The 22,348-nt window shown below is 62.5% G+C and carries 22 protein-coding genes and 1 pseudogene; 19 read left to right on the top strand and 4 right to left on the bottom strand.

The window, feature by feature from the left end; translation table 11 throughout:
* Window positions 1-54 precede the first annotated feature (54 nt).
* The 3 genes from Q0908_RS04345 to Q0908_RS04335 all read right to left on the bottom strand — a co-directional run bounded on the left by Q0908_RS04345 (window position 55) and on the right by Q0908_RS04335 (window position 2,177).
* Window positions 55-621 carry a flavodoxin family protein gene (locus tag Q0908_RS04345; RefSeq protein ID WP_299281266.1) on the bottom strand — a complete coding sequence of 189 codons (567 nt, stop codon included), beginning with the start codon at window positions 619-621 and terminating at the stop codon, window positions 55-57.
* A gap of 211 nt (window positions 622-832) precedes the next feature.
* Window positions 833-1,192 (bottom strand): hypothetical protein, encoded by a 360-nt coding sequence (locus Q0908_RS04340; protein WP_299281264.1) that lies wholly within the window; start codon window positions 1,190-1,192, stop codon window positions 833-835.
* A gap of 97 nt (window positions 1,193-1,289) precedes the next feature.
* Window positions 1,290-2,177, bottom strand: coding sequence for a LysR substrate-binding domain-containing protein (locus Q0908_RS04335; protein WP_299281262.1), 888 nt, complete (start codon window positions 2,175-2,177; stop codon window positions 1,290-1,292).
* Between the two features lie 100 nt (window positions 2,178-2,277).
* Here Q0908_RS04335 and Q0908_RS04330 point away from each other — a divergent pair, with 100 nt between their 5' ends.
* Together Q0908_RS04330 and Q0908_RS04325 are read left to right on the top strand one after the other, a co-directional pair.
* On the top strand, window positions 2,278-3,501 hold the full coding sequence (locus tag Q0908_RS04330) for an acyl-CoA dehydrogenase (RefSeq protein ID WP_299281261.1): 1,224 nt from the start codon (window positions 2,278-2,280) through the stop codon (window positions 3,499-3,501).
* 138 nt (window positions 3,502-3,639) lie between these two features.
* Window positions 3,640-4,292: pseudogene (locus Q0908_RS04325) on the top strand (MFS transporter); the annotation flags it as partial.
* A gap of 164 nt (window positions 4,293-4,456) precedes the next feature.
* Here Q0908_RS04325 and Q0908_RS04320 read toward each other — a convergent pair.
* Window positions 4,457-5,443, bottom strand: coding sequence for an ester cyclase (locus tag Q0908_RS04320; protein ID WP_299281259.1), 987 nt, complete (start codon window positions 5,441-5,443; stop codon window positions 4,457-4,459).
* A gap of 99 nt (window positions 5,444-5,542) precedes the next feature.
* On the opposite strand from Q0908_RS04320, the gene Q0908_RS04315 reads away from it, so the two are divergent.
* The 17 genes from Q0908_RS04315 (at window position 5,543) to Q0908_RS04235 (ending at window position 22,347) form a co-directional block, all read left to right on the top strand.
* Complete coding sequence (locus Q0908_RS04315) at window positions 5,543-6,589, top strand: ABC transporter ATP-binding protein (protein ID WP_299281257.1); 1,047 nt, start codon at window positions 5,543-5,545, stop codon at window positions 6,587-6,589.
* 97 nt (window positions 6,590-6,686) lie between these two features.
* Entirely contained in the window at window positions 6,687-7,907 is a 1,221-nt protein-coding gene (locus tag Q0908_RS04310; RefSeq protein ID WP_299281256.1) for an extracellular solute-binding protein, read from the top strand.
* A 60-nt stretch (window positions 7,908-7,967) separates the two neighbouring features.
* Complete coding sequence (locus Q0908_RS04305) at window positions 7,968-9,482, top strand: GMC family oxidoreductase N-terminal domain-containing protein (RefSeq protein WP_299281254.1); 1,515 nt, start codon at window positions 7,968-7,970, stop codon at window positions 9,480-9,482.
* Window positions 9,479-10,507, top strand: coding sequence for a sugar ABC transporter permease (locus Q0908_RS04300; protein ID WP_299281252.1), 1,029 nt, complete (start codon window positions 9,479-9,481; stop codon window positions 10,505-10,507). Before Q0908_RS04305 ends, Q0908_RS04300 begins: the two co-directional genes overlap by 4 nt.
* On the top strand, window positions 10,507-11,658 hold the full coding sequence (locus Q0908_RS04295) for a carbohydrate ABC transporter permease (RefSeq protein ID WP_299281250.1): 1,152 nt from the start codon (window positions 10,507-10,509) through the stop codon (window positions 11,656-11,658). The genes Q0908_RS04300 and Q0908_RS04295 overlap by 1 nt, the downstream gene beginning before the upstream one ends.
* A gap of 49 nt (window positions 11,659-11,707) precedes the next feature.
* Entirely contained in the window at window positions 11,708-12,244 is a 537-nt protein-coding gene (locus tag Q0908_RS04290) for an ester cyclase (RefSeq protein WP_299281248.1), read from the top strand.
* Window positions 12,245-12,248: 4 nt separating this feature from the next.
* Complete coding sequence (hisD, locus tag Q0908_RS04285) at window positions 12,249-13,577, top strand: histidinol dehydrogenase (protein WP_299281246.1); 1,329 nt, start codon at window positions 12,249-12,251, stop codon at window positions 13,575-13,577.
* Between the two features lie 87 nt (window positions 13,578-13,664).
* On the top strand, window positions 13,665-14,675 hold the full coding sequence (locus Q0908_RS04280) for a nuclear transport factor 2 family protein (protein ID WP_299281244.1): 1,011 nt from the start codon (window positions 13,665-13,667) through the stop codon (window positions 14,673-14,675).
* Entirely contained in the window at window positions 14,672-15,721 is a 1,050-nt protein-coding gene (locus tag Q0908_RS04275; protein ID WP_299281243.1) for an ester cyclase, read from the top strand. The genes Q0908_RS04280 and Q0908_RS04275 overlap by 4 nt, the downstream gene beginning before the upstream one ends.
* Window positions 15,718-16,479 (top strand): SDR family oxidoreductase, encoded by a 762-nt coding sequence (locus Q0908_RS04270; RefSeq protein ID WP_299281241.1) that lies wholly within the window; start codon window positions 15,718-15,720, stop codon window positions 16,477-16,479. The genes Q0908_RS04275 and Q0908_RS04270 overlap by 4 nt, the downstream gene beginning before the upstream one ends.
* Entirely contained in the window at window positions 16,479-17,498 is a 1,020-nt protein-coding gene (locus Q0908_RS04265) for a LacI family DNA-binding transcriptional regulator (RefSeq protein WP_299281239.1), read from the top strand. Before Q0908_RS04270 ends, Q0908_RS04265 begins: the two co-directional genes overlap by 1 nt.
* On the top strand, window positions 17,495-18,463 hold the full coding sequence (locus tag Q0908_RS04260) for an ester cyclase (protein WP_299281237.1): 969 nt from the start codon (window positions 17,495-17,497) through the stop codon (window positions 18,461-18,463). The genes Q0908_RS04265 and Q0908_RS04260 overlap by 4 nt, the downstream gene beginning before the upstream one ends.
* Before the next feature lie 43 nt (window positions 18,464-18,506).
* Window positions 18,507-19,118, top strand: a complete 612-nt coding sequence (locus Q0908_RS04255; protein ID WP_299281236.1) for a pyridoxamine 5'-phosphate oxidase family protein — start codon at window positions 18,507-18,509, stop codon at window positions 19,116-19,118.
* Window positions 19,115-19,651, top strand: a complete 537-nt coding sequence (locus Q0908_RS04250) for a DUF6653 family protein (RefSeq protein WP_299281234.1) — start codon at window positions 19,115-19,117, stop codon at window positions 19,649-19,651. The genes Q0908_RS04255 and Q0908_RS04250 overlap by 4 nt, the downstream gene beginning before the upstream one ends.
* Window positions 19,648-20,613: a cupin domain-containing protein gene (locus tag Q0908_RS04245; protein ID WP_299281232.1), complete on the top strand. Its 966-nt coding sequence runs from the start codon at window positions 19,648-19,650 to the stop codon at window positions 20,611-20,613. The genes Q0908_RS04250 and Q0908_RS04245 overlap by 4 nt, the downstream gene beginning before the upstream one ends.
* Window positions 20,601-21,212: a class I SAM-dependent methyltransferase gene (locus Q0908_RS04240; protein WP_299281230.1), complete on the top strand. Its 612-nt coding sequence runs from the start codon at window positions 20,601-20,603 to the stop codon at window positions 21,210-21,212. Before Q0908_RS04245 ends, Q0908_RS04240 begins: the two co-directional genes overlap by 13 nt.
* A 10-nt stretch (window positions 21,213-21,222) precedes the next feature.
* Window positions 21,223-22,347 carry a cobalamin-independent methionine synthase II family protein gene (locus Q0908_RS04235; RefSeq protein WP_299281228.1) on the top strand — a complete coding sequence of 375 codons (1,125 nt, stop codon included), beginning with the start codon at window positions 21,223-21,225 and terminating at the stop codon, window positions 22,345-22,347.
* The last annotated feature ends 1 nt before the right edge of the window (window position 22,348 follow it).

The raw sequence follows: 22,348 nt of genomic DNA, 5'->3' as shown, positions 1-22,348 counted from the left end.
CTTACAGGCCAACCATTTGGGCCCGGCATGTCACCTCATGCTGGGCCTCTTGATCTAATCCGACATCCGCATGCACAACTTGGCCACCCGCGCGCCAAATCGTCTGCCGGTTTCCAAATCACCGGGCCGCACCGCGCCGCGCGGTGTGCTGACACTGCTGCCCATCAGACCGAGCCATCCGCCATCGGCATTGATCCCGGGCTCCGCTGGAAAGACGGGTGCGCCGATGTCATTTGGCCCGGTCCAGATCATCCCCATCTGCGCCGCAAAGATCGAGAGTCGTTGCAAGGCGCCCAGTTTGTCCCCCGACCCAAAGGTCGCAACCGTGAATCCGCCCGCGACCTTGTCGGCCCATATCTGGTCCATCCAGCGCCCGCCGGCCTCTTCCAAAAACGCGGCATAGGCAGCAGCGACCGACCCCATATAGGTCGGCGTGCCAAAAAGGATCGCATCGGCGCGATCCAGACTAGCCCAATCCGATGCGCTGATCTTCTCGATATCAATGATGTGCGAGGTCGCGCCTTGCGCAGTCGCTCCATCGGCAATGGCCGTGGCAATCTGGGCGGTGTGACCCGCGCCGGAGTAATAGGGCAGAGCGATGGTACAGGTGCGGTTGGACATGGTGCGCACCATGCAGCGCGGTGTGTTGCGGCGCAAGCAGGCGATGGCCAAGCCCGATCACACGGGAAACGGCAACCGAGCCGCGCGCCTGTCGCGCGCCGCCCGATTGCCGCTGTGCAATATCAAGAAGTGGAAGCGACGCCCCGTTTCAGATTGGGCTTCGGGGGTGTTCCCCGATCCACCCAATCAAGACCAAGGCGCTGCGCGTTTTTTAGTCGTTGTCATCTTCGGCGCTTGGCGGGCTGAAGTCCACCATGCCTGCGATGATGAGATCACCGTCGTCGTCGGTGATCAGCTTGCTGTAGAATTCGCGGGGCTTGTCCTCGTCAAAGACGACGATAACGACATCATCGGCCTCAATGGGGTCGGTCGCCCATTCGTCGCCTGCCGAACCGATCGTGTGCGTGATACCGGACACGTTTTCGAAGCGGACGCTGTCGCCTTCATTCAAGTAGGTGACTTGTGGAAAGAATTCGCCGTCCAGAATCATAACATCATGGACTTCGCCCACTGCCGTTGTGGCGGTGGTTAGGGTGGCAACGGTTGCCACAAGGGTAATCATGCGCTTCATGCCAGCACTCCTTGTCAGGTTTCGGCCCCACCCGATCAACAGAATCATATGGCGTAGTCATCCCGCAGAAATGGGGCGGAAATGGGGCAGGCTTGAGTCATGGGTTGGGCAGTTGTGTCGAGAGCCATGCTAGAAAGGCCTGCAGTGATGGGGGCACGGGCCGCTCGGCTGGCCAGACCAGATAGTAGTCGCCCACGCTTTGCTCGGCATTGGGGGATGCGGCGCGCAGCGCGCCGCTGTCCAGATGCGCCTGCGCCACAAAGGTCGGCAACAACGCGACCCCAAGCCCGTGGATCGCGGCCTGTGCCATGGTGGAAAACTGATCGAACATCATGCCCGAAGCATCCGGGGCCGGCAGGTCCTGTGCTGCGAACCAGCGCGCCCACGCGCGGGGGCGGGTCTCGAGGTGCAGGAGGGGCAGCGCGCGTAAACTGGCCGCGTCGGTGGCATTTGTGGCCATGTCAGGCGCGGCAACCGCCACAACGGTTTCGGGTATCAGCGGCAGATAGTCGGCCCCCGGCCAGTCGCGTCGCCCAAAATGGATGGCCGCATCAAAGGGCTGCGCGCGAAAATCGAACGGGGCGAGACGTGTTGAGAGGTTCACTGTGACCTGCGGGTGGGCCAGCGCAAAGTCCGCCAGACGCGGTGCCAGCCAGTGCATCCCGAAGGCGGGCAGGATCGCAAGGTTCAGCGGGCCACCTTCGGCATTGGCCCCCGCCGCGACCGAGGCCGAGCCGAGACGGTTGAGGACATCGCGCACCTGCTCAACATAGCTGCGCCCTGCGGGTGTCAGAACCAGCGTGCGGCCTTGGCGGGCCAAAAGCTGTGCCCCGATCTGCTCTTCGAGGGTCTTGAGCTGGCGGCTGATTGCGCTTTGGGTTACGGACAGATCCTGGGCCGCAGCAGTGGCGGAGCCCAAACGGGCCACGGCCTCAAAAGCCAGCAGGGCCGGAATTGACGGCAAGAAGCGGCGGTGCATCAACATATGCCTATTTCTCATGGGTTGCAGAACAAGGCATCGTTAGATGTTGCGCAGCTTTCCTGCAATACTGGGACGACCCCATGCGCAGCCAAGGAGAGACGAGATGAACGCCCCAAGCAAAATCCTGAAGGCCAAAGACGCCCCCGATCTGGGCACGTTTGATTGGGCCGACCCATTCCGACTGTCCGCACAACTGAGCGAGGACGAGCGGATGATCCAGTCCTCCGCTGCTGCCTATGCTCAGGAAAAACTGGCCCCGCGCGTGGTCGAGGCCTTTGAGAACGAAACTTCCGCGCCCGAGATTTTTGCCGAAATGGGTGAGATGGGGTTGCTCGGTGTGACGCTGCCCGAAGAGTACGGTGGCTTGGGGGGATCCTACGTGTCTTACGGGTTGGTCGCGCGCGAAGTCGAGCGGATCGATTCGGGGTATCGCTCGATGATGTCGGTCCAATCGAGCCTCGTGATGTACCCCATCTATGCCTATGGCTCAGAAGAGCACCGCCGCAAGTACCTGCCAAAACTGGCAAGTGGGGAATATATCGGCTGTTTCGGTCTTACTGAACCGGATGCGGGATCGGATCCGGCGGGGATGAAGACGACGGCGAAGAAGGTCGACGGCGGCTATGTGCTGAACGGGGCCAAGATGTGGATTTCGAACGCGCCAATTGCGGATGTGTTCGTGGTCTGGGCCAAGTCCGATGCCCATGACGGCAAGATCCGCGGCTTTGTGCTGGAAAAAGGGGCCAAGGGGCTTTCTGCCCCCAAGATACAGAACAAGCTGTCGCTGCGCGCCTCGATCACGGGTGAGATCGTGATGGACGGCGTCGAGGTCGGCGAGGACGCGTTGTTGCCGGATGTGCAGGGCCTCAAGGGTCCGTTCGGGTGCCTGAACCGCGCGCGCTACGGGATTTCGTGGGGGGCGATGGGGGCGGCCGAGTTCTGCTGGCATGCGGCGCGGCAATACGGGCTGGACCGCAAGCAGTTCGGCAAACCCTTGGCACAAACCCAACTCTTTCAGAAGAAACTGGCCGATATGCAGACCGAGATCGCATTGGGCCTGCAGGGCGCTTTGCAAGTGGGGCGGCTGATGGATGCGGCCCAGGCTGCACCCGAAATGGTGTCGATCGTCAAGCGCAACAACTGCGGCAAGGCGCTCGAGATCGCACGCCACGCCCGTGACATGCACGGCGGCAACGGCATCTCGGGCGAGTTCCAGGTGATGCGCCACATGATGAACCTCGAGACGGTCAACACCTATGAGGGCACCCATGACGTGCATGCGCTGATCCTCGGGCGCGCCCAAACCGGCCTTCAAGCCTTTTTCTAGAGGCCGCACCGGTGGGCTGTCTGCCCCCCGGGGCCCCCCGACGGTATTTCGGGTCAAAAGAAGCTGCAAAACCACTCTTTCTTTTGACCGGAAATACCGCCGCCGGAGGCACGAAATCCCCTTTTGCGCGGATGCTGTATGGACCGCGTTTCGCTTGTTCATGGTAATTTTCTGTCGCGGTTGAAGGCAGGTTGGCTGCCGCATGTCGTACCCGACGGCCTGGATTTGACCAGTTCAAAGGCCTTTTTCGCGCATCAATGCCTGACCCGCGCCCTCAATATTGTCAGCCGCGAGATGTAGAAGGCGGGACAGCATATCTGCCGCGACATGCTGCTCTCCTTTGCCTGCGCGGCGGATGATCCGACCAGCGGCGGGCATCACAAGGTGCTGGGCAGCCACGATCTGTTCATGCCGCCCCGGACGTCTACCATCGCCAGCCATCTGCCCAAGGCGGTTGGTGCGGCGTACGGGCTTGGGCTGGCGCGGCGCGCGCGCCCTGAGCGTGAATCCCTGCCGCGCGCAGGCCGCGCGGTGGCCAGTTTTGAGGACGCCTCGTTGAACCACTCCACCGCCCAACGCGATTAACGCAGCTTGTCGAACCTCTGTGCAGGGTGTGCCGCTGCCTTTGTCCTTCATCTGTGAGGACGACTGGATCGGGATTTCGGCCAAGACGCTGAAAGGGTGGGTGCGCGCCAACCTATGTGCGCACCCATCGTAAACCGGCGGTTCTGCATCTGCGCCCGGTGTGCGTTTATGGCGATGCGGGCGCGGATGTCGCCGCCGGTTATCGTCCGCGTGCGGAGGTCGAGACGGCCACCTTGCCGTTCTCTTCCGATGGGCACCGTGCGAACCCCACGGCGCTGCGCATCGCGGGGCTGGGCTATCAGAAAGGGTTTGGCGGGCTTATGCCGCTACTCTGCCCTCGGCCGACGGGATCAAAGATGCCGCGCAGGCGCTACGCTAGGGCGTTTGAACGCGCGATCAGATCGACGCCCATCTGCGCCATCAGGTCCATATAGTCGAGACACACCCAGTTCTCGGCGATCTGCCCGTCCGCGCAGCGGTAGAAATCCATCACGCGCAGAGTAAGGGCTTTGCGCGTTGCAGGCACCCCCAGGTAATCCCCGGTATGCGTCATCGTCATCGACGGCCAGCCTGAGATGGCGGCATAGTTGCCCTGACCGATGCGCGCATAGTGGTTGCCGCCCTTGCGGTCGGGAAAGGCCGCCAGAAACGGGGCGCGGTGATCGCGGGTAAACCCGTCCCATCGATAGTTCGATCCGATACCGCCGGGGCCATACCAGAGCATGTCATCCGCCCAATAGCCGCCCACCCCCGTCTGCCCTTTGGAGGTACCGGTTTTGGGGTCATAGACATGCAGATCGCCCAGCATCGCCTCGATCAGATCGAGGCTGGCGGTGCCGTCCCCGCCGGGCAGGATGCCGTCATGGGTCGCGGGGCCCGGAAACAGCATTTCGGTGCCCAGACGACCGCCGAACGGATCGCGCCCGGCCTGTCGCATGAGGTCGGGCAGGTCGAGGATGATCCGTGCCTCGATGATGCAATCCCCCTCGATCCGGTAGAATTCACCCGAGCGCAGAAAGGCAAGGCGATTCGATGCGGTGATCCCAAAAAGAGGGCCTGCAAGGGTGCCGACATAATGTGTCAGGGCCGCGATCCACGTGCCACCGACGCTGCGCCGGTTCTGACCGGCGATAAAGACCTCATCCCGGCGTCGCGCGTGCCGCAGCGCGGCGCGCAGGGGGAGATAGACGGCCTCCCATGCCGCGTCGCAACCGGCGATATCATTCACGGGATGCGAGAAATGAAAGGCGCAATCGGCTGCAAAGACTGCATCGAAGGCCTGCCGCGCCGCAGCAATATCGTCGCCCCACAGCGCCTCCAGTTTGGACTTGATGCCCAGTTCTCTTGCGGTGCTCATGGCCTTGCCTCCGACTTTTGCACACGTGTGCAAAAAACAGTTGCCAATGTGTGAACCAGTTGTCTAGCCTCAATCAACTTGCCGCGACGGGGGACTCCGATGGCCGAAATCCAATTGCGCAATATCAACAAGCGGTGGGGCTCCTTTGTGGGGGTCGACAACTTTGATCTGACCATCGCTGATCAGGAATTTCTGGTGCTTTTGGGGCCGTCGGGCTGTGGCAAGACCACGACGATGCGCATGATTGCCGGGCTTGAGGACGCAACCGAAGGCGACATCATCATTGACGGCAACCGGGTCAACGATCTGGACCCAAAGGACCGCGATGTGGCGATGGTGTTCCAGTCCTACGGGCTATATCCGCACCTCAACGTCTACGAAAATATCCGCTTTCCGCTGAAGGTGCGCAAGGCCGACCCCGCCACCCATGACGAGCGGGTGCATCGGGCCAGCGCCATGGTGGAACTCGACGAGTTTCTGCACCGCAAGCCGGCCGAACTTTCGGGGGGGCAGCGTCAGCGCGTTGCCTTGGCGCGCGCCATTGTGCGTGAACCCAACGTGTTCCTCATGGACGAACCCCTGTCGAACCTCGATGCCAAGCTGCGCGTCAGCACCCGTGCCCAGATCAAGAACCTGAGCCACGAGTTGAAGGTCACGACCGTCTACGTGACCCACGACCAGATTGAGGCGATGACGCTGGCCGACCGCGTTGTGGTGATGAAGCAGGGGAAGGTGCAGCAGGTCGGCACGCCCACCGAAATCTATGACAACCCGGCCAACACGTTCGTCGCCAGCTTCATCGGCTCGCCTGCCATGAACCTCATGGACGGTACGATGGCGGGCGGCACCTTTACCGGCGACAAGGTCAGCATTTCGGGGCTGAGCGCGCCGGATGGCCCCGTCACCTTGGGCTTCCGCGCCGAGGACGCCAGCGTCGCTGATGCGGGCGGTCAGATCACCGCACCGCTTTACACAATTGAGCTGCTTGGGGACGCGACCATGCTGACGGTGCGCGCCGGCGGGCAGCTTGTGTCGGTCAAAGCGCACAAGGAATTTCGGGCCGAGATTGGCGACACTGTGTCGTTCTCGGTTCCGGCGGGCATTTGTCATGCCTTCTCATCCTCGTCGGGCGAACGCCTGGCCTGAGGGCAACCGCTCGCTCCGGGGGCACCCGGACGGGTCATAACAGTCAGTGCAGGCTTGCAAGATGCACTGGCACCTAAACGCAACAGGGAGTTTGCATATGTATTTGAAGAAACTGGCACTGGCGGGCGCTGTCTCGCTTATGGGGACATCGGCTTTCGCCGCATGCGCCTACGAAAACGACGTGCCACTGAAATCGCTGAGCGCGGGTTTTGAAGCGTGGAAAGCCGTCACGGACGCGATGGCCGAGTGCGGCAACTTCCAGGCAGAGCTGGATCAGGAATTCCGCACCAAGCAGCCTGCGGCATTCGAGGCGAACCCGTCGCTCTACCAAATCGGTGGTGTGTCCAACGGCACGATCACGCCGCTGCTGAACGCAGGCACCATTCGCCCGCTCGATGATCTGGTTGCCAAATATGGCCAGAACCTTGCGCCGAACCAGTTGATCAAGGTCGACGGCAAGATCATGGCTGTGGCCATGATGGTCAACACCCAGCACCTGATGTACCGCGAGGATATCTTCAACGATCTGGGCATCGAAACGCCCACCACATGGGACGAGGTGTTCGCGGCTGCCGAAACCATCAAGGAAGCGGGTGTTGTAGATCACGCCATCGGCGCGACCATGAAATCCGGCTGGAACCTGGCTCAGGAATTCGTCAACATGTATCCCGGCTTTGGCGGTGAGTTCTTCAACGATGACAACACCACGGCGGTGAATTCCGACGCGGGTGTTAAGGCGCTCGAGACGATGGCCAAGACGCTGGACTACACCGATCCGGAGGTGCTGGTCAGCGACTCCACCTACGTGCAGCAGCAGTTCCAGCAGGGCAAGATCGCCATGTCGAACCTGTGGGCCAGCCGCGGCGGCGCGATGGATGACGAAGCCGAAAGCTCGGTTGTCGGCAAGGTCAAGATGGCTGCCGCTCCGATTGCCATGGACGGTGGCGCGCCTGCCACGACCCTGTGGTGGGACGGTATCGTGATCGCTGCCAACATCACCGACGAGGAGGCTGACGCGGCCTTCCGTCTAGCGATGGAAGGTCTGGACGAAGAGATGGTCAAGGCCAACAACGAAGCCGCGATCTGGCTGATCCCCGGCTACGAGCCTGGCCCGCTGGCCAAAGGTGCGATTGATACCGCCACCGCATCGCCCGCGCCTCCGGCATACCCTTCGACCACGCAGATGGGTCTGCTGCACACGGCCCTTGGCAACGAGCTGCCCGCCTTCCTGACGGGCGAGCGTGACGCGGCGGCCACTCTGGTCGCGGTCGAAGAAGCCTACACGACCTCGGCCAAAGAAGCCGGCGTGCTGGAATAAGCACCACTCACGAGGCTGGCCGGGGATGTCCCTGGCCAGCCGACGTTCACCGGGGGACAAATGCAAACTGAGTTCGATCATATCGTTGTGGGCGGTGGCTCCGCTGGATGCGCGGTTGCTGCGCGTCTTGCCGAACAACCGGGCGCACGCGTATGCGTGATCGAGGCGGGGCCGTCGGATCGTGATATCCGCGTCAAGGTGCCGTTTGGCTTGGTCAACCTGCTTGGCTCCGACCGGAGGAACTGGAAACGCAAGACCGTGCCCATGGCGGCGGCAGGCGGTCGGGAAGTGTCCGTGCCGCGCGGTCGGATGCTGGGCGGGTCGGGGTCGATCAATTCGATGGTCTGGTTTCGCGGCACCCGTGCGGATTTTGATGCCTGGGGTCTGCCGGGATGGGACGCGGATACGGTCTGGGCTGCCTATGAGGACGTGGAGGCGCGCATGACGCCCGCCCGCTTGCCCCACCCGCACCCGCTCTCCGAAGCCTTCGGCGCGATGTTCGCGGCTAATGATCCTCATGCCCCGCCCACGCCCGAACGCGAAAGCGCGGGCGTCTTTCACACCAATATGCGCAACGGCGCGCGCTGGTCGGCGGCTGACGGTTTCCTGCGCCCCTCGGGTGCGCGCGTCATCACGAACGCCGAAGTGGATCACGTGACCTTCGAGGGCACCCGCGCCACCGGGGTCACGTTGCGCGACGGGCGCAGGCTGATGGCCCGCGCAGGGGTGATCCTGTCCGCAGGCAGCATCGAAAGCCCGATGATCCTGATGCGTTCGGGCATCGGCCCGGCTGACGATCTGCGCGCTGCCGGGATTGCGGTGCGCATCGACGCCACCGGCGTGGGTGCAAACCTGCACGATCATCCAGGCTTCGGTTTGCATTTCAAGGGGCAGGGGTCAGGCTACGGTCTGACGCTGGCCCAATTGCCGGCATGGGCCTTGTCGCCGTTCCAATGGCTGCTGATGCGCTCGGGGCGGCTCGCCTCCAACACCGTTGAGGCGGGCGCGTTCTATGCGCTTGATCATAACGCCGCGCCGCAGGTCCAGACCCATTTCCTGCCCTTCCTGATGGGCTGGCAGGGCCGCGCGATCATCTGGGGATCAGGGTATTTCGCGGATGTGTGCCTGTGCCAACCGCGCTCGCGCGGGCGCTTGCGGATCGGGGTGGATCGTGACACCCCGCTGATCGATCTGAACCTGTTCGGCGAGGCCAAAGATCTCGATGACATGGTGCGCGGCGTGGAAAAGCTGCGCGGCCTGCTTGCCAAGACCGACTTCAAGGGCCGTCGCGCGCCCGAAGCGTTTCCCGGTGCGGATGTGACCGGAGATGCGCTGCGCGAAACGATCAGGACCCGTGCCGGCACGGCCTATCACCCCGTGGGCACCGTGGCGCTTGGCGGCCCGCTCGACGCAACCGGCGCGGTCAGGGGCGCACAAAACCTCTGGGTTGCCGATGCCAGCGTCATGCCGCGCATCACCACGGCCAACACCAATGCCCCCTCGATGATGATCGGCTGGCAAATCGGCGGCTTTGTCGCCAACGCCGCCCGACCCGACCAAAGGAATATCGCATGAAGTTCAAGACCTTCGTCTGGTTCGTCGGGCCATCGCTGTTCATGATGCTGCTTTTTATTGCCGCCCCGCTCATTTCGGTGTTCATCCAGTCGTTTCAGATCACCCAACCGGTCATGCAACAGATCGAGGTCGAAACCTGCACCCCCGGTTTCCTCACCCAGACCTGCACCACCGAGGTCAAGACGGTGCCCATCATCGATGAAGAGACGGGCAAGACCCAGACCACGACGGCCTGGGTCGGCTTCCAAAGCTACAAGAACGTGCTGCAAATGGATAAGGTCTGGGCGGCCGTCGGGTCGGGCAACTTCTCCGACATTCTGCAGATCGACTTCTGGAAGGCGCTGCGGTTCACGCTGATGTTCACGCTGGTGACGTTGCCGCTGGTGGTCGGTGTTGGGCTGATGATCGCGTTGGCGGTCAACAACGCAGCCAAGTCGCTGCGCGGGCCGGTGATCTTCATATCCTTGCTGCCCTTCATCATCACGCCGGTGATCGGGTCACTGTCGATTTACTGGCTGTTTGTGGGCGACGGCATCCTGACGGCGACGCTCGAGCGATGGACGGGACAGGACATCGCGATGTTCGCGCAAGCCTGGACCATCGAGTTGCTGATGTATTTCTATCGGGTCTGGCACGTGGCCCCCTTCGCCTTCGTAATCTTTTACGCAGGTCTGCAAACGGTCAACATGGACACGCTCGAAAGTGCGATCATCGACGGCGCGTCGCGGTTCGAACGGCTGCGTTATGTGATCATTCCACATCTCATGCCTCTGATCATTTTCATCGCGCTGATCCATCTGATGGATTGCTACCGCGTCTTTGACGAGATCATCGGCTTCCGCTCCCAGGCGCATGTCATTTCGCTGCAATGGCTGACCTTCGATTTCCTGACGCCGGACGATGCCGGCAACCGGGCGATCAGCCGGGCGGCGGCCAGTGCGATGCTCACCATGATCGGCATCGTGTTCCTGCTGATCCTGCCACTGCGCCGCACATGGCGCGACCACAAGGGAGGGGCGCACTGATGTCGAAAGCCACTGCACAACCGCTATCGCTCAAGATTTTTTCCGGCGCATTCCTCGCCTTCTGGTGCCTGATCGCAGCCTTTCCCATCGTGTGGATCGCGGTGATGAGCGTGAAATCCCCGCGCGACGCCTTTGCGGCAAGTGCGTGGGATGTGATCACCGGCCCGGCCACCCGCGCCGCCGGAAACGGGCTCAGCCTGATCGATATCGTCCTCGGGCTGGCTGGCCTGTATTTTGCGGTCCGGTGGGCCTTTACCCGGTTGCCCGGACTGGTGGAACAGTTCTCGCCCCCCGGCTTCATCGTGCTGGGATGGCTCGTGGGGGCGGCGGCCTATGGTCTGCTGTTTGTGCTGATCTTTTTCGGCGTATTGCCATATGTCTTTGGTGCGCTCAACGCGATTGCGGGGCCACTTGGCGCGCCGATCCTCGGGCTCACGACCGAGCATTATGTGGCCGTGTGGGTGGAAAACCAGTTCTACCGCAACTTCATGAACTCGATGATCGTGACGGCCGGGGTCGTGACCGTTTCGCTGACCGTTGGGACGCTGGCAGGCTACGGGCTGGCGCGGTCCGGCTCTGATCTGGCCTTTTGGTTGCTGATCATCGCGCTGGTGTTTCGCGCGCTGCCCCACTCGGTGCTGGTAGCGGGCTACCTGCCGTGGTTCATCAACTCGGCAGAGATCCTGCGCCCGATCCTAGGCGATCTCAGCCCGACGCTTTATGGCCAACCCTGGGCGATCATCGCCGTGCTCGTGGCGATCAACCAGCCCTTCACCATCTGGATGTTACGCTCTTTCTTCCAGAACATTCCGGCAGAACTGGACGAGGCGGCGCGCGTCGATGGATGCAGCCACTTTCAGGCCTTCCGCCGGGTGATCATGCCGGTCATGTGGCCGGGGGTCATCACGACAGGACTGTTCAGTTTCCTTCTGGGGTACAACGACTTCCTCGTCACCGCCCTGCTGCTCGATGCGCAGAACCAGACGATGGTTCCAGCCATCGCGGGCTATTTCAACCGCGAAACCACGACCACCGATCAGGTCGAGGCGGTGGCGGCGGCGGTGTCGATCACAGCGCCCCTGTTCCTTCTGGTCATGGTGTTCCAGCGCCAGATCGTGTCGGGGCTCACAGCCGGAGCTGTCAAAGGATGACCCGGCGTTTCATTGTTCCCCAAATATGCCCGCCGGAGGCGTCTGCCCCATGAAAGGATCACGACCCGAACAGGCAATCCTGACCCGCGACACAGACATGTCCAAGACGGACGAAACCCGCGCGGTGATCGAAGGGATGGTCGATGGCCTCAACGACCACCGGATCGACGACATCGGGCAGTTCTTTGCACAGTCTTTCCGCTGGATAGGTAACCAAGGCTGCGGCACGAAGAATGGCCTGCAGGAGTTTCAGGACAACTGGCAGCGCCCCTTTCAGGCTGCGTTCTCGGACAAGGTCTGTGTGGATGAAGCCCGCCTTTACATGGGCGAGTGGGCGGCGGCCTTTGGGCGGCAGGAGGCGACGCATTCCGGCACCTTCATGGGTGTCGCCCCCACCGGCAAGCGGATCGAGATCCGCTACATGGATTTCTGGAAAGTCGAGGACCAACGCATCACGGACAACTACGTGATGGTCGATTTTCCGCACGTGCTCGCCCAGCTGGGCGTGGATGTTTTCAACGGGGAAGGCTGGGAAGCCTTTGATCGCGGCGACAAGACCCCGCCGCGCCCCGACAACGACAGGTGACGATATGACAATCGAATATCTCAAACACGGCAAGCCCGAGACGGAACGGGATGAGGACGACGCCAAGACCCGCAAGATCGTGGAGGACACGCTGGCCGACATCGCGGCCAACGGCGATGCTGCGGTGCACCGCCTGAGCGAAAAGTTCGACAATTACGCGCCAGAGAGTTTCAAGCTGTCACAGTCCGAGATCGATGATCTTATCGCGCAACTCACGCCGCGCGAAATGGCTGATATCGCGTTCGCGCAGGAACAGGTGCGCAATTTCGCCCAGGCCCAACGGGATTCGATGCTGGATATCGAGGTCGAAACGATGCCCGGCGTGATCCTCGGCCACAAGAACATCCCCGTACAGTCCGTGGGCTGCTATGTGCCCGGCGGCAAGTTTCCTATGGTCGCTTCGGCGCATATGTCGGTGGCCACTGCATCGGTGGCGGGCGTCCCGCGCATCATCGCCTGCACGCCCCCCTTCAAGGGCAAGCCCAACCCGGCGGTGATTGCCGCCATGCATATGGGCGGGGCGCACGAGATCTACGTGATGGGCGGCATTCAGGCCATCGGGGCCATGGCCTTGGGGACCGAAACCATTGACCCGGTGCATATGCTGGTCGGGCCGGGCAACGCGTTCGTGGCCGAGGCGAAACGGCAACTGTTCGGCAAGGTCGGTATCGACCTGTTCGCAGGGCCGACCGAAACAATGGTGATCGCCGATGAGACCGTGGATGCGGAGTTGTGTGCCACCGATCTGCTCGGGCAGGCCGAACATGGGTACAATTCGCCCGCCGTCCTGCTGACCAACTCGCGCAAACTGGCCGAGGCCACCATGGACGAGATCGAGCGGATCCTCAGAATCCTGCCCACCGCCGACACCGCCCGCACAAGCTGGCAGGATTACGGTGAGGTGATCCTGTGCGACACCTATGAGGAGATGCTCGAGGTCGCCGACGACATCGCCTCCGAACATGTGCAGGTTATGACCGACCGCGATGACTGGTTTCTTGAGCACATGACCTGCTACGGCGCGCTGTTCCTTGGTGCGCGCACCAACGTGGCCAATGGCGACAAGGTCATCGGCACCAACCACACTCTGCCGACGAAGAAAGCGGGGCGGTATACGGGCGGGTTGTGGGTCGGCAAATACCTCAAGACGCATTCCTATCAGAAGGTCACCACGGACGAGGCGGCGGCGGAAATCGGAGCCTATGGCTCACGCCTATGTATGCTCGAAGGTTTTGTCGGGCACGCGGAACAGTGCAATCTAAGGGTGCGCCGCTACGGCGGGATCAACGTACCCTATGGCACCGGCGCGCCCGCGCGGGATGCTGCTGAGTAGAGGCTGCGCCACGCGATTTTCACTGGGGGGCTTTGCCGCCGACTGCGCCTCCCCTCAGGATTTTTGGAACAGAGAAGAAGACCCTCGATGAGTGTCGATCCACATCAGCGCAACAAGAACACGGCCCGCTCGCTTTGGGCGGCGCTGGATCGTGATCCAACGGCGGCACTACCGCTGTTACGCGACGTGGCGCACTGGCACGCGCCGGCCCCCATTGGTGCGCAGACGAGCGGTCCCGCGGTCATCGAGGCGTTATTTGCGCCGTTTCATGCTGGCATGTCAGGTCTGACGCGGCAGACGCACATCCTGATGGCCGGGGCCTCGCAGGCCTACGAGGACGGGCGCATCGACGCGGCTCACTGGGTCGGGGGGACGGGCTATCTTTCTGGTCGGGCGGTTGCACCGATCTTCGGCATTCCGGCAACCGACCACGATCTGCGCATCCGATGGGCTGACTTCCTGCGCTTCGACGAAGGTGGGCGCATCACCCATGCCCAGACGATCTGGGATTTCGTGGACTGGTTCGACCAGATCGACCTGCCCGTTCTCCCGCGTCCGCGCGGTGCGGCGCATGTCTTTCCGGCGCCGACGGGCTATGACGGTGTTTTGACCGGCCTTCAGCCCGGAGACGAGACAGCCGCCACCCTCGCACTGGGGCGCGATCTGATCTTCGGCGGCCTCAACGGTTTTGACGAAAGTGATCTGTCGAGCATGGGCATGGCCCGGTTTTTCCACCCCAATATCAAGTGGTACGGGCCGGGCGGGATTGGGGCGTGCCTGTCTTTGTCCGAGTTCGAGGTCTTCCACCAACAGCCTTGGTTGACCGCCTTTCCCGATCGCAAGGTGATGCATCTTGAAGGTCTGTTTGCCGAAGGCGAAATGCTGGCCGCGTCCGGACCGATGGGGGTCGTGGGCACCCATAGCGGCCCCTATCTGGGCCACGCCGCCACAGGTGCGCCGATTGAAGTCTCGGGGTTGGATTTCTGGCGACGGCAGGGGGATCAATTCACCGAGAACTGGGTGTTCGTCGACATGATCCACCTTTTCGGCCAGATGGGTGTTGACCTGTTTGCGCGGATGCAGGAGCAGGCGGGATGAGCGGCGCGCATGATCGCAACAAGGCTCTGATCGCGCCCTTGCGTGCGACGATGTATGACTTCGACCTCGATGGGCTGCGCGGCGTCCTGCGCGAGATTTGCGCGCCCGATGTCGTGTTCAACCTCGCCTTTCCGTTCGAAACGATTGCAGGCGTCGATGCGTATATGGATGCCGTTTACGCCCCCCTAATCTACGCCATTCCCGACCTTGAGCGACGCGATCATATTGTGATGGCCGGGCCAACGCCGGAGGGCGATGACTGGGTCGGGTGCGGGGGTTACTATGCCGGCACTTTCACGGCCCCTTGGCTGGATATTCCGCCCACGGGCCACATCGTGCACATGCGCTTTCACGAATTTTACCGCATTCGTGAGGGCCGGATTGTCGAGACGCAGGGGCTCTGGGACATTCCCGAGGTGATGATGCAGGCAGGTGCCTGGTCGATGGTGCCGAGCTTGGGCCGCGAATGGCATGTGCCGGGGCCTGCCACCTGTGACGGGCTGGTGCCGGGCCCTTATGACAGCGCGGCAGGGCAGGCCACGTGCCAGCACATCATCGACATGCTCACCCATCTCAAGAAGCACCCGAGCCAGGGTGGCCCCGAGTTGATGGAGATGGAGCGGCTCTGGCACCCCAAGATGATGTGGTATGGCCCTTCGGGCATCGGGTCGGGGCGTGGCATCGCAGGCTTTCGCAACTGGCACCAGATCCCGTTTCTGAACGCAATGCCGGATCGGGGACAATATGTGGACGAGATCGTGTATCACTTCTTTGGCGATCGGAACTACGCGGCGGTGACCGGCTGGCCGGACATGTACCAGACGATCACCCATGGCGGCTGGCTGGGATTGCCGCCGACCAACAAGAGGATCGCGATGCGCAGCCTCGATTTCTGGCGGCTCGAAAATGGACTGATACGGGAGAATTGGGTGATGGTGGATTTGCTGCACATGTATGACCAGATCGAGGTCGATGTGCTGGGCCGCATGCGCGAATTCAACAAGGCGCGCGTGGGGTTTGATGCCGAAACGGGGCGCGCGATATGAGTGATCTGCCCCGCACCCCGTCCTTCGATCTGACCGGCAGGCGCGCGCTGGTGACGGGGGCGTCCTCGGGCATCGGGCTTGGCTGCGCTGCGGCGCTGGCCGAGGCGGGTGCCCATGTGGTCTGCGCCGCGCGCCGCGCCGAGGTGCTGGCCGATGTGGTGGAGGCAATGAAAGTCCAGGGTTGGAGCGCCGAGGCAATGCCGCTGGATCAAAGCGACATTTCGGCGGTCGATGCGGCCTTTGATGCGCCCTTTGACATCGTGGTAAACTCCGCCGGGCTTGCGCGCCACGGCCCCGCGCTGGACACTCGCACCGAGGACTTCGATGCGGTTGTCGCGCTGAACCTCAGGGGGGCCTATTTCCTGTCGACCGCCGCGGCGCGCGCGCTGACCCAAGCGGGCAAGCCGGGCAGTATCATCCACATCTCGTCCCAGATGGGCCATGTGGGCGGCGTCGACCGGGCCGTCTATTGCGCGACCAAGCATGGGGTCGAGGGCATGGTAAAGGCCATGGCCATCGAATGGGGCAAGGCCAATATTCGCATCAATACAATCTGCCCAACCTTCATCCGCACGGCGTTGACCGAGAAATCGTTTGAGGATCCCGAGCGGTTCGCCTGGATCATGGACAAGATCAAGCTGCCCCGCGTGGGCGAGGTCGAGGACATCATGGGCGCGGTCCTGTTTCTGGCCTCGGACGCATCCGCGATGGTCACGGGCACATCCATGCTGATCGACGGGGGGTGGACAGCGGACTGATGCCCGACAAGGTGACAGCATTGGATGTGGCGGCCCGCGCGGGCGTGTCCCGCTCGGCCGTCAGTCGGGTGTTCACGCCCGGTGCGTCCGTGTCCAAACGCACGGCGGACAAGGTGCGCAATGCGGCTGATGCTTTGGGCTATCGCCCCAATGTGCTGGCACGCAGCCTCATCACCGGGCGCAGCCGCATCATCGGTCTGTTGGTGGCCTACCTTGAAAACCATTTCTATCCCGAAGCCATCGAGCGGCTCAGCCGCAGCTTGCAGCAACGCGGCTATCACGTGCTGGTCTTTATGGCCTCGAACTCGGGCGAAGAGGCTGACGAGGTGATGAAGGAGCTGCTGGATTATCAGGTGGACGGGATCATCGCCGCATCCGTCGGCATGTCCAACGACCTGACCATGCGCTGCGAGGTGGCGGGCATTCCCATCGTGCTGTTCAACCGCGCGCAGGATGATGACCGGCTGTCGTCTGTCACGTCCGACAACTACCATGGCGGACGCAAGCTGGCGGAATTTCTGATCGCAGGCGGCCATCAACGCATCGCCCATATCGCCGGATGGGAGGGTGCCTCGACCCAACGCGACCGCGAGGCGGGGTTCACCGCGGGGCTGAAGGCGGTGGGGCACAGCCTGTTCGCACGCGGGGTCAGCGACTTTGATTTTGACAAGGCCAAGGCCGCGGCACGCACCATGTTCGACCGGCCCGACCGCCCGGATGCGGTGTTTTGCGCCAATGATCATATGGCCTTTGCGGTGATGGATGTGTTGCGCTTTGACCTCGGCCTGTCGGTGCCGAATGATGTCTCGGTTGTGGGCTATGACGACGTGACGCTGGCCGCCTGGCCGAGCTATGACCTGACCACCGTGCGCCAGCCCGCAGGTCAAATGGCCGAAGCCACTGTCGATATTCTGCTGGACCGGCTTGCCGATCCCGAAACCAAACCCCGCCGTGTCGCACTGGATGGCCCGCTCATCCTGCGCGGCTCGGCCCGCTTACCCAAAGGATACACCCCATGAAGGGCTTTTCGAACCGGTGGAAGGATTTCCCCGACTACATCATCGGCATCACCAAGGAAATCTGGGAGGATCGCGGCATCGCGACCCTGCACCACTATTACAGCCTCGACATCGTGGTGCGCTCGCCCGCCTCGGTGGTGATCGGCAATGAAAAGGTGATCGGGGCGACGATGGCGACGCTGGCTGAATTTCCTGACCGGACGCTTTTGGGGGAGGATGTGATCTGGTCCGGCACGCCGGAAGAGGGGATGTTGTCGTCACACCGTTTGCTGTCGACCGCGACCCATTTGGCGGACGGGATGTACGGCAAGGCGTCGGGCAAAAAGCTGACCTATCGCATCATCGCCGACTGCCACGCGATCAATGATCAGATCAACGATGAATGGCTGATCCGCGACCAGACGGCCATCGTGAACCAGATCGGGTGGGAGGCGAAGGCCTTTGCCGCTGATCTGATCGAGCGTGAAGGCGGGATGGATAAGGCAAGCATGCCGCTGACCCCCGCCACGGACAAACCCGGCCCCTACAAGGGGCGCGGCAATGACAACGCATGGGGCGCGAAATACGCCGACATTTTGACCAGGATAATGGGGGCCGATATGGCGGTGATCCCGGCGGAATATGACCGGGCGGTGCAGTCCGAATATCCCGGCGGGGTGACGGGCCACAGCTACGGTCCCGTTGACCGATTCTGGATGGGGTTGCGCGCCTCTTTTCCTGATGCGACTTTCACGATCGACCACCAGATTGGCCGGGATGACGACCTGATGCCGCCGCGCGCCGCGATCCGGTGGGCGCTCCATGGCAAACATGACGGGTGGGGATATTTCGGCGCACCGACGGGGGCCGAGGTCTATGTGCTCGGGATTTCGCACGCCGAGTTCGGCCCCTGGGGCTTGCGCCGCGAATATACGCTGTTTGATGAGACGGCGATCTGGAAGCAGATCCTGATGCAAACCGGATAGGGTCGGACTTTGCATATTTTTGGAACAATGAAGGGGCAGGGGCGTGCAGCGATATGACGAGGTGATGTTCACCGCCGCCGTCAAAGCCTTGCAAGAGGCTGAAGGCTCGGTGGAGATGTACGCGCGCAGCTATGGCGCGCGTACCCATGCGCTGAGCGCGGATGAGGCCGCCTTTGTGACGAGCCGCACCTCCTTTTATATGGCGACGGTGTCGGAAACCGGTTGGCCCTATATCCAGCATCGCGGCGGGCCTGCGGGGTTCCTGCAGGTGCTCGACGATCACACGCTCGCCTTTGCCGACTACCGCGGGAACAGGCAGCATATATCCCAAGGGAACCTCGCGGGCGATGACCGGGTGTCGCTGTTTCTGATGGATTACCCGCGCAAGGGGCGGTTGAAAATGCAGGGCCACGCCACCTTTCAAAGTGTGGATGCCGACCCTGACCTTGCCGCGCGTGTCGCGGTCGAGGGGCAGGGTCGGGTCGAGCGCGTCGTGACCATCAAGCTGGTTGCCTTCGACTGGAACTGTCCGCAATTCATTACGCCGCGCTTTGATGCGGGTGAGATCGCGCAGCTTGTCGCGCCCGAGATGGATAAGCTGACCGCCCGCATCGCCGAGCTCGAAGCCGCGTTGGCCGAGAAAGGGAAGGGATGAGCGACATCTACCGCGCCGCCGAACACCTGATGGGGATGGAGGATGCCGACTGGCACCGCCATGCCAACCCGCTGAGCGTCTGGACGCGGTTCACCTGCCTGCCCCTGCTGGTTCTGGCGATCTACGCGCGGGTCTGGATTGGCTGGTGGGCGCTGCCTGCGTTCATAGGCGCTGCGGCGTGGACGTGGTACAACCCGCGCGCCTTTGCGCCGCCTGCCGACTACGGGTCATGGGCGTCGCGGGCCACCTTGGGCGAACGGGTGTTTCTGGCCCGCGAGCGGCATGACATCCCCGCTCACCACATCCGCGCCGCTCATATGCTGACCGCATTGTCCGCCCTTGGCGCGCTGCCCTTGATCTACGGTCTGATCGCGCTGAACCCGTGGGCGACGATCCTCGGGCTGATCGCCACCATCCTGCCGAAAGTCTGGTTCTGCGACCGCATGGTTTGGATTTACGCCGACCTCACCCACACCACACCGGGCACCCCGCTGCCCACCCCGCTTTTGCCACCCGAAAGGATAACACCATGACCCCCGCCGAGATGGAGCCGCGCATCGTGCGTTACGGCGACCTGATGCCCTGCAAGACCGCCTTTATCGACGCCCATACGCCGGGTTCGGATCAGAAAGAGAACTTTACCATCATCGGCGGCGGGGTGTCGGAATCCCCCGACCAGCACGTGCACATCGCGATCCCGCACGGGTTCAACATCGGGGCGGCAGGCCAGCCGCCCAAGTGCCGCAACAGCTTGCACAGTCACCGCACTGCCGAGGTGTTCTTTGTTCTGTCGGGACGCTGGCGCTTTTTCTGGGGGCGCTACGGCACCGCAGGTGAAGTCGTGCTGGAAGAGGGCGATATCATCAACATCCCCACCGGCATCTTTCGGGGGTTCGAGAATATCGGCACCGACTATGGGATGATCATGGCGATCCTCGGGGGGGATGATGCGGGGGGCGGCGTGATCTGGGCTCCGCAAGTGATCGAGGACGCGCAAGCGCACGGGCTGGTTCTGGGCGAGAACGGCCAACTTTATGACAGCAAAAAGGGTGTGCACCCGCCGGATGGCGTCAAGCCGATGCCGGTGCTGAGTGAAGAGGACTTAAACGGATACCCCGAGATGACCCCGATGCAGGTCGTCGGCATGGGCGTGCGCCGCTATCACGACATGATGGCGCTTGGTCAGCATGACCCTTGCAAGGTGATCGGCGAGACGGGGATCATCCGCGACAAGCCCGGTTTCGAGGTGGATTTCATCACCCGGGGCAGCGCGACAGATGCGATGCATCAACACGACCGCCCGTCCGTCCTGATGCCCATGCGCGGGCACTGGCGTGTCACGTGGGAGGAGGGTGCGACCACGCTGGCCCCGGGCGACACGATGTCGGTGCCTGAAAACCTGCCCCACTCTGCGGTTCCTTCGATGACCGGCGAGGCATCGCTGTATCACATCGTGGGCACGGACGATCCGGCGGGGCCGACATGGCTGGGATAGACGCCTCCTCGGACGACACGCGCGAGGTCTATGAGCGTCAGGCCGCGGCCTATGACGCGACACGCTCGCGCGCCCTGTTCGAGGCGCGGTGGCTGGCGCGCTTTACCAACGGACTGACGGCGGGCGCGCGGGTGCTCGATCTGGGCTGCGGTGCAGGCGAGCCGATTGCGCGCTGGTTCATCGCAGAGGGCTTTGCGGTTACGGGCGTTGATTTCGCGTCCTCCATGCTCGACATCGCGCGCACCCGCTGGCCCGATGGCGATTGGCGTCAGGCCGACATGCGCGACCTCGATCTGGGCGAGACCTTCGATGGCATCGTGGCATGGGACAGCTTTTTCCACCTGCGCCCCGACGCACAGCGCAGCTGCATCGCGCACATGGCACGCCACCTTGCCCCGGGCGGTTCGCTGCTGATAACCGTGGGCCCACGTGCGGGCGAGGTCAGCGGGACGGTGGGTGGCGAGGCGGTCTATCACGCCTCTCTTTCGCCCGCTGAATATGCCACCTGCCTCGAGGATAACGGGCTGCGCATGACTGGATTTCTGGCCGAAGATCCGGAGACCCAAAACCACAGCGTGCTGATGGCGCGCAAGGACTAGGAATAAGACGATGGCAATTCTCACGACCCACGCAGGCAGCTTGCCCCGCACTCAGGAGGTGGTCGATTTCATCTTTGCGCGCGAACGCGACGAACCTTTCGATCAGGCGGCATTCGATGCTGCGATGACCAAGGCAGTGGATGACACGGTGGCACGTCAGGCCGCCGCAGGCGTCGATATCGTGAGCGATGGCGAGACGTCCAAGATCAGCTACGCCACCTACGTCAAGGACCGCTATACTGGCTTTTCCGGCGACAGCCCGCGCAATGCGCCTGCTGACCTCAAGCAATTCCCGAGCTTTCTCAAGCGGTTGGCCGAAGGGGGCGGCACGCCTCAATACGCGCGCCCCATGTGCACAGGAGAGGTCAAGAGCCGCGGGCAGGGTGAATTGCAAAAGGACATCGACAACCTCAAGGCGGCCATGGCCAAACATGGGGTGGAGCGTGGGTTCATGAACGCCGCCTCGCCGGGGGTCATTTCGCTGTTTCTGCAGAACGATTTTTACCCGACACGCGACGCCTATCTCGCCGCCCTCGCGGATGCGATGAAGGCAGAATACGAGACCATCGTGGCCGCCGGGCTGGACTTGCAGCTGGACTGCCCTGATCTGGCACTCAGCCGCCACATGCTGTTTTCGGATCTCAGCGACAAGGAGTTTCTCAAGATCGCCGACAGTCACGTCGAGGCGCTGAACCATGCACTCTTGGATGTGCCCGCCGACAAGGTGCGCGTGCATATCTGCTGGGGCAATTACGAAGGGCCGCACACCTGCGACATCGACATGGACACGGTTTTTCCCACGCTCATGTCGACCAAATCACGCTATCTGTTGTTCGAGACGTCGAACCCGCGCCACGCCCATGAATGGACCGTGTTTCGGGATCGCAAATCCGAGATACCGGATGACAAAGTGCTGGTGCCCGGCGTCGTGGACACCACCACCAATTTTGTGGAACACCCCGAGCTTGTGACCCAACGCATCGACCGCTTTACCGACATCGTGGGCGTAGATCGGGTAATTGCGGGCAGCGACTGCGGCTTTGGCACCTTTGCTGGCTTCGGCTCGGTAGATCCCGAGATCGCCTATGCCAAGCTGAACGCGCTCAGCACCGGTGCCGCCAAGGCGAAGGGGTAGG

Source organism: uncultured Tateyamaria sp. (assembly GCF_947494755.1).
GTDB lineage: Bacteria > Pseudomonadota > Alphaproteobacteria > Rhodobacterales > Rhodobacteraceae > Tateyamaria.
The sequence above is the reverse complement of the archived record's forward strand: the minus strand, read 5'-3'. Positions and strand labels throughout refer to the sequence as shown.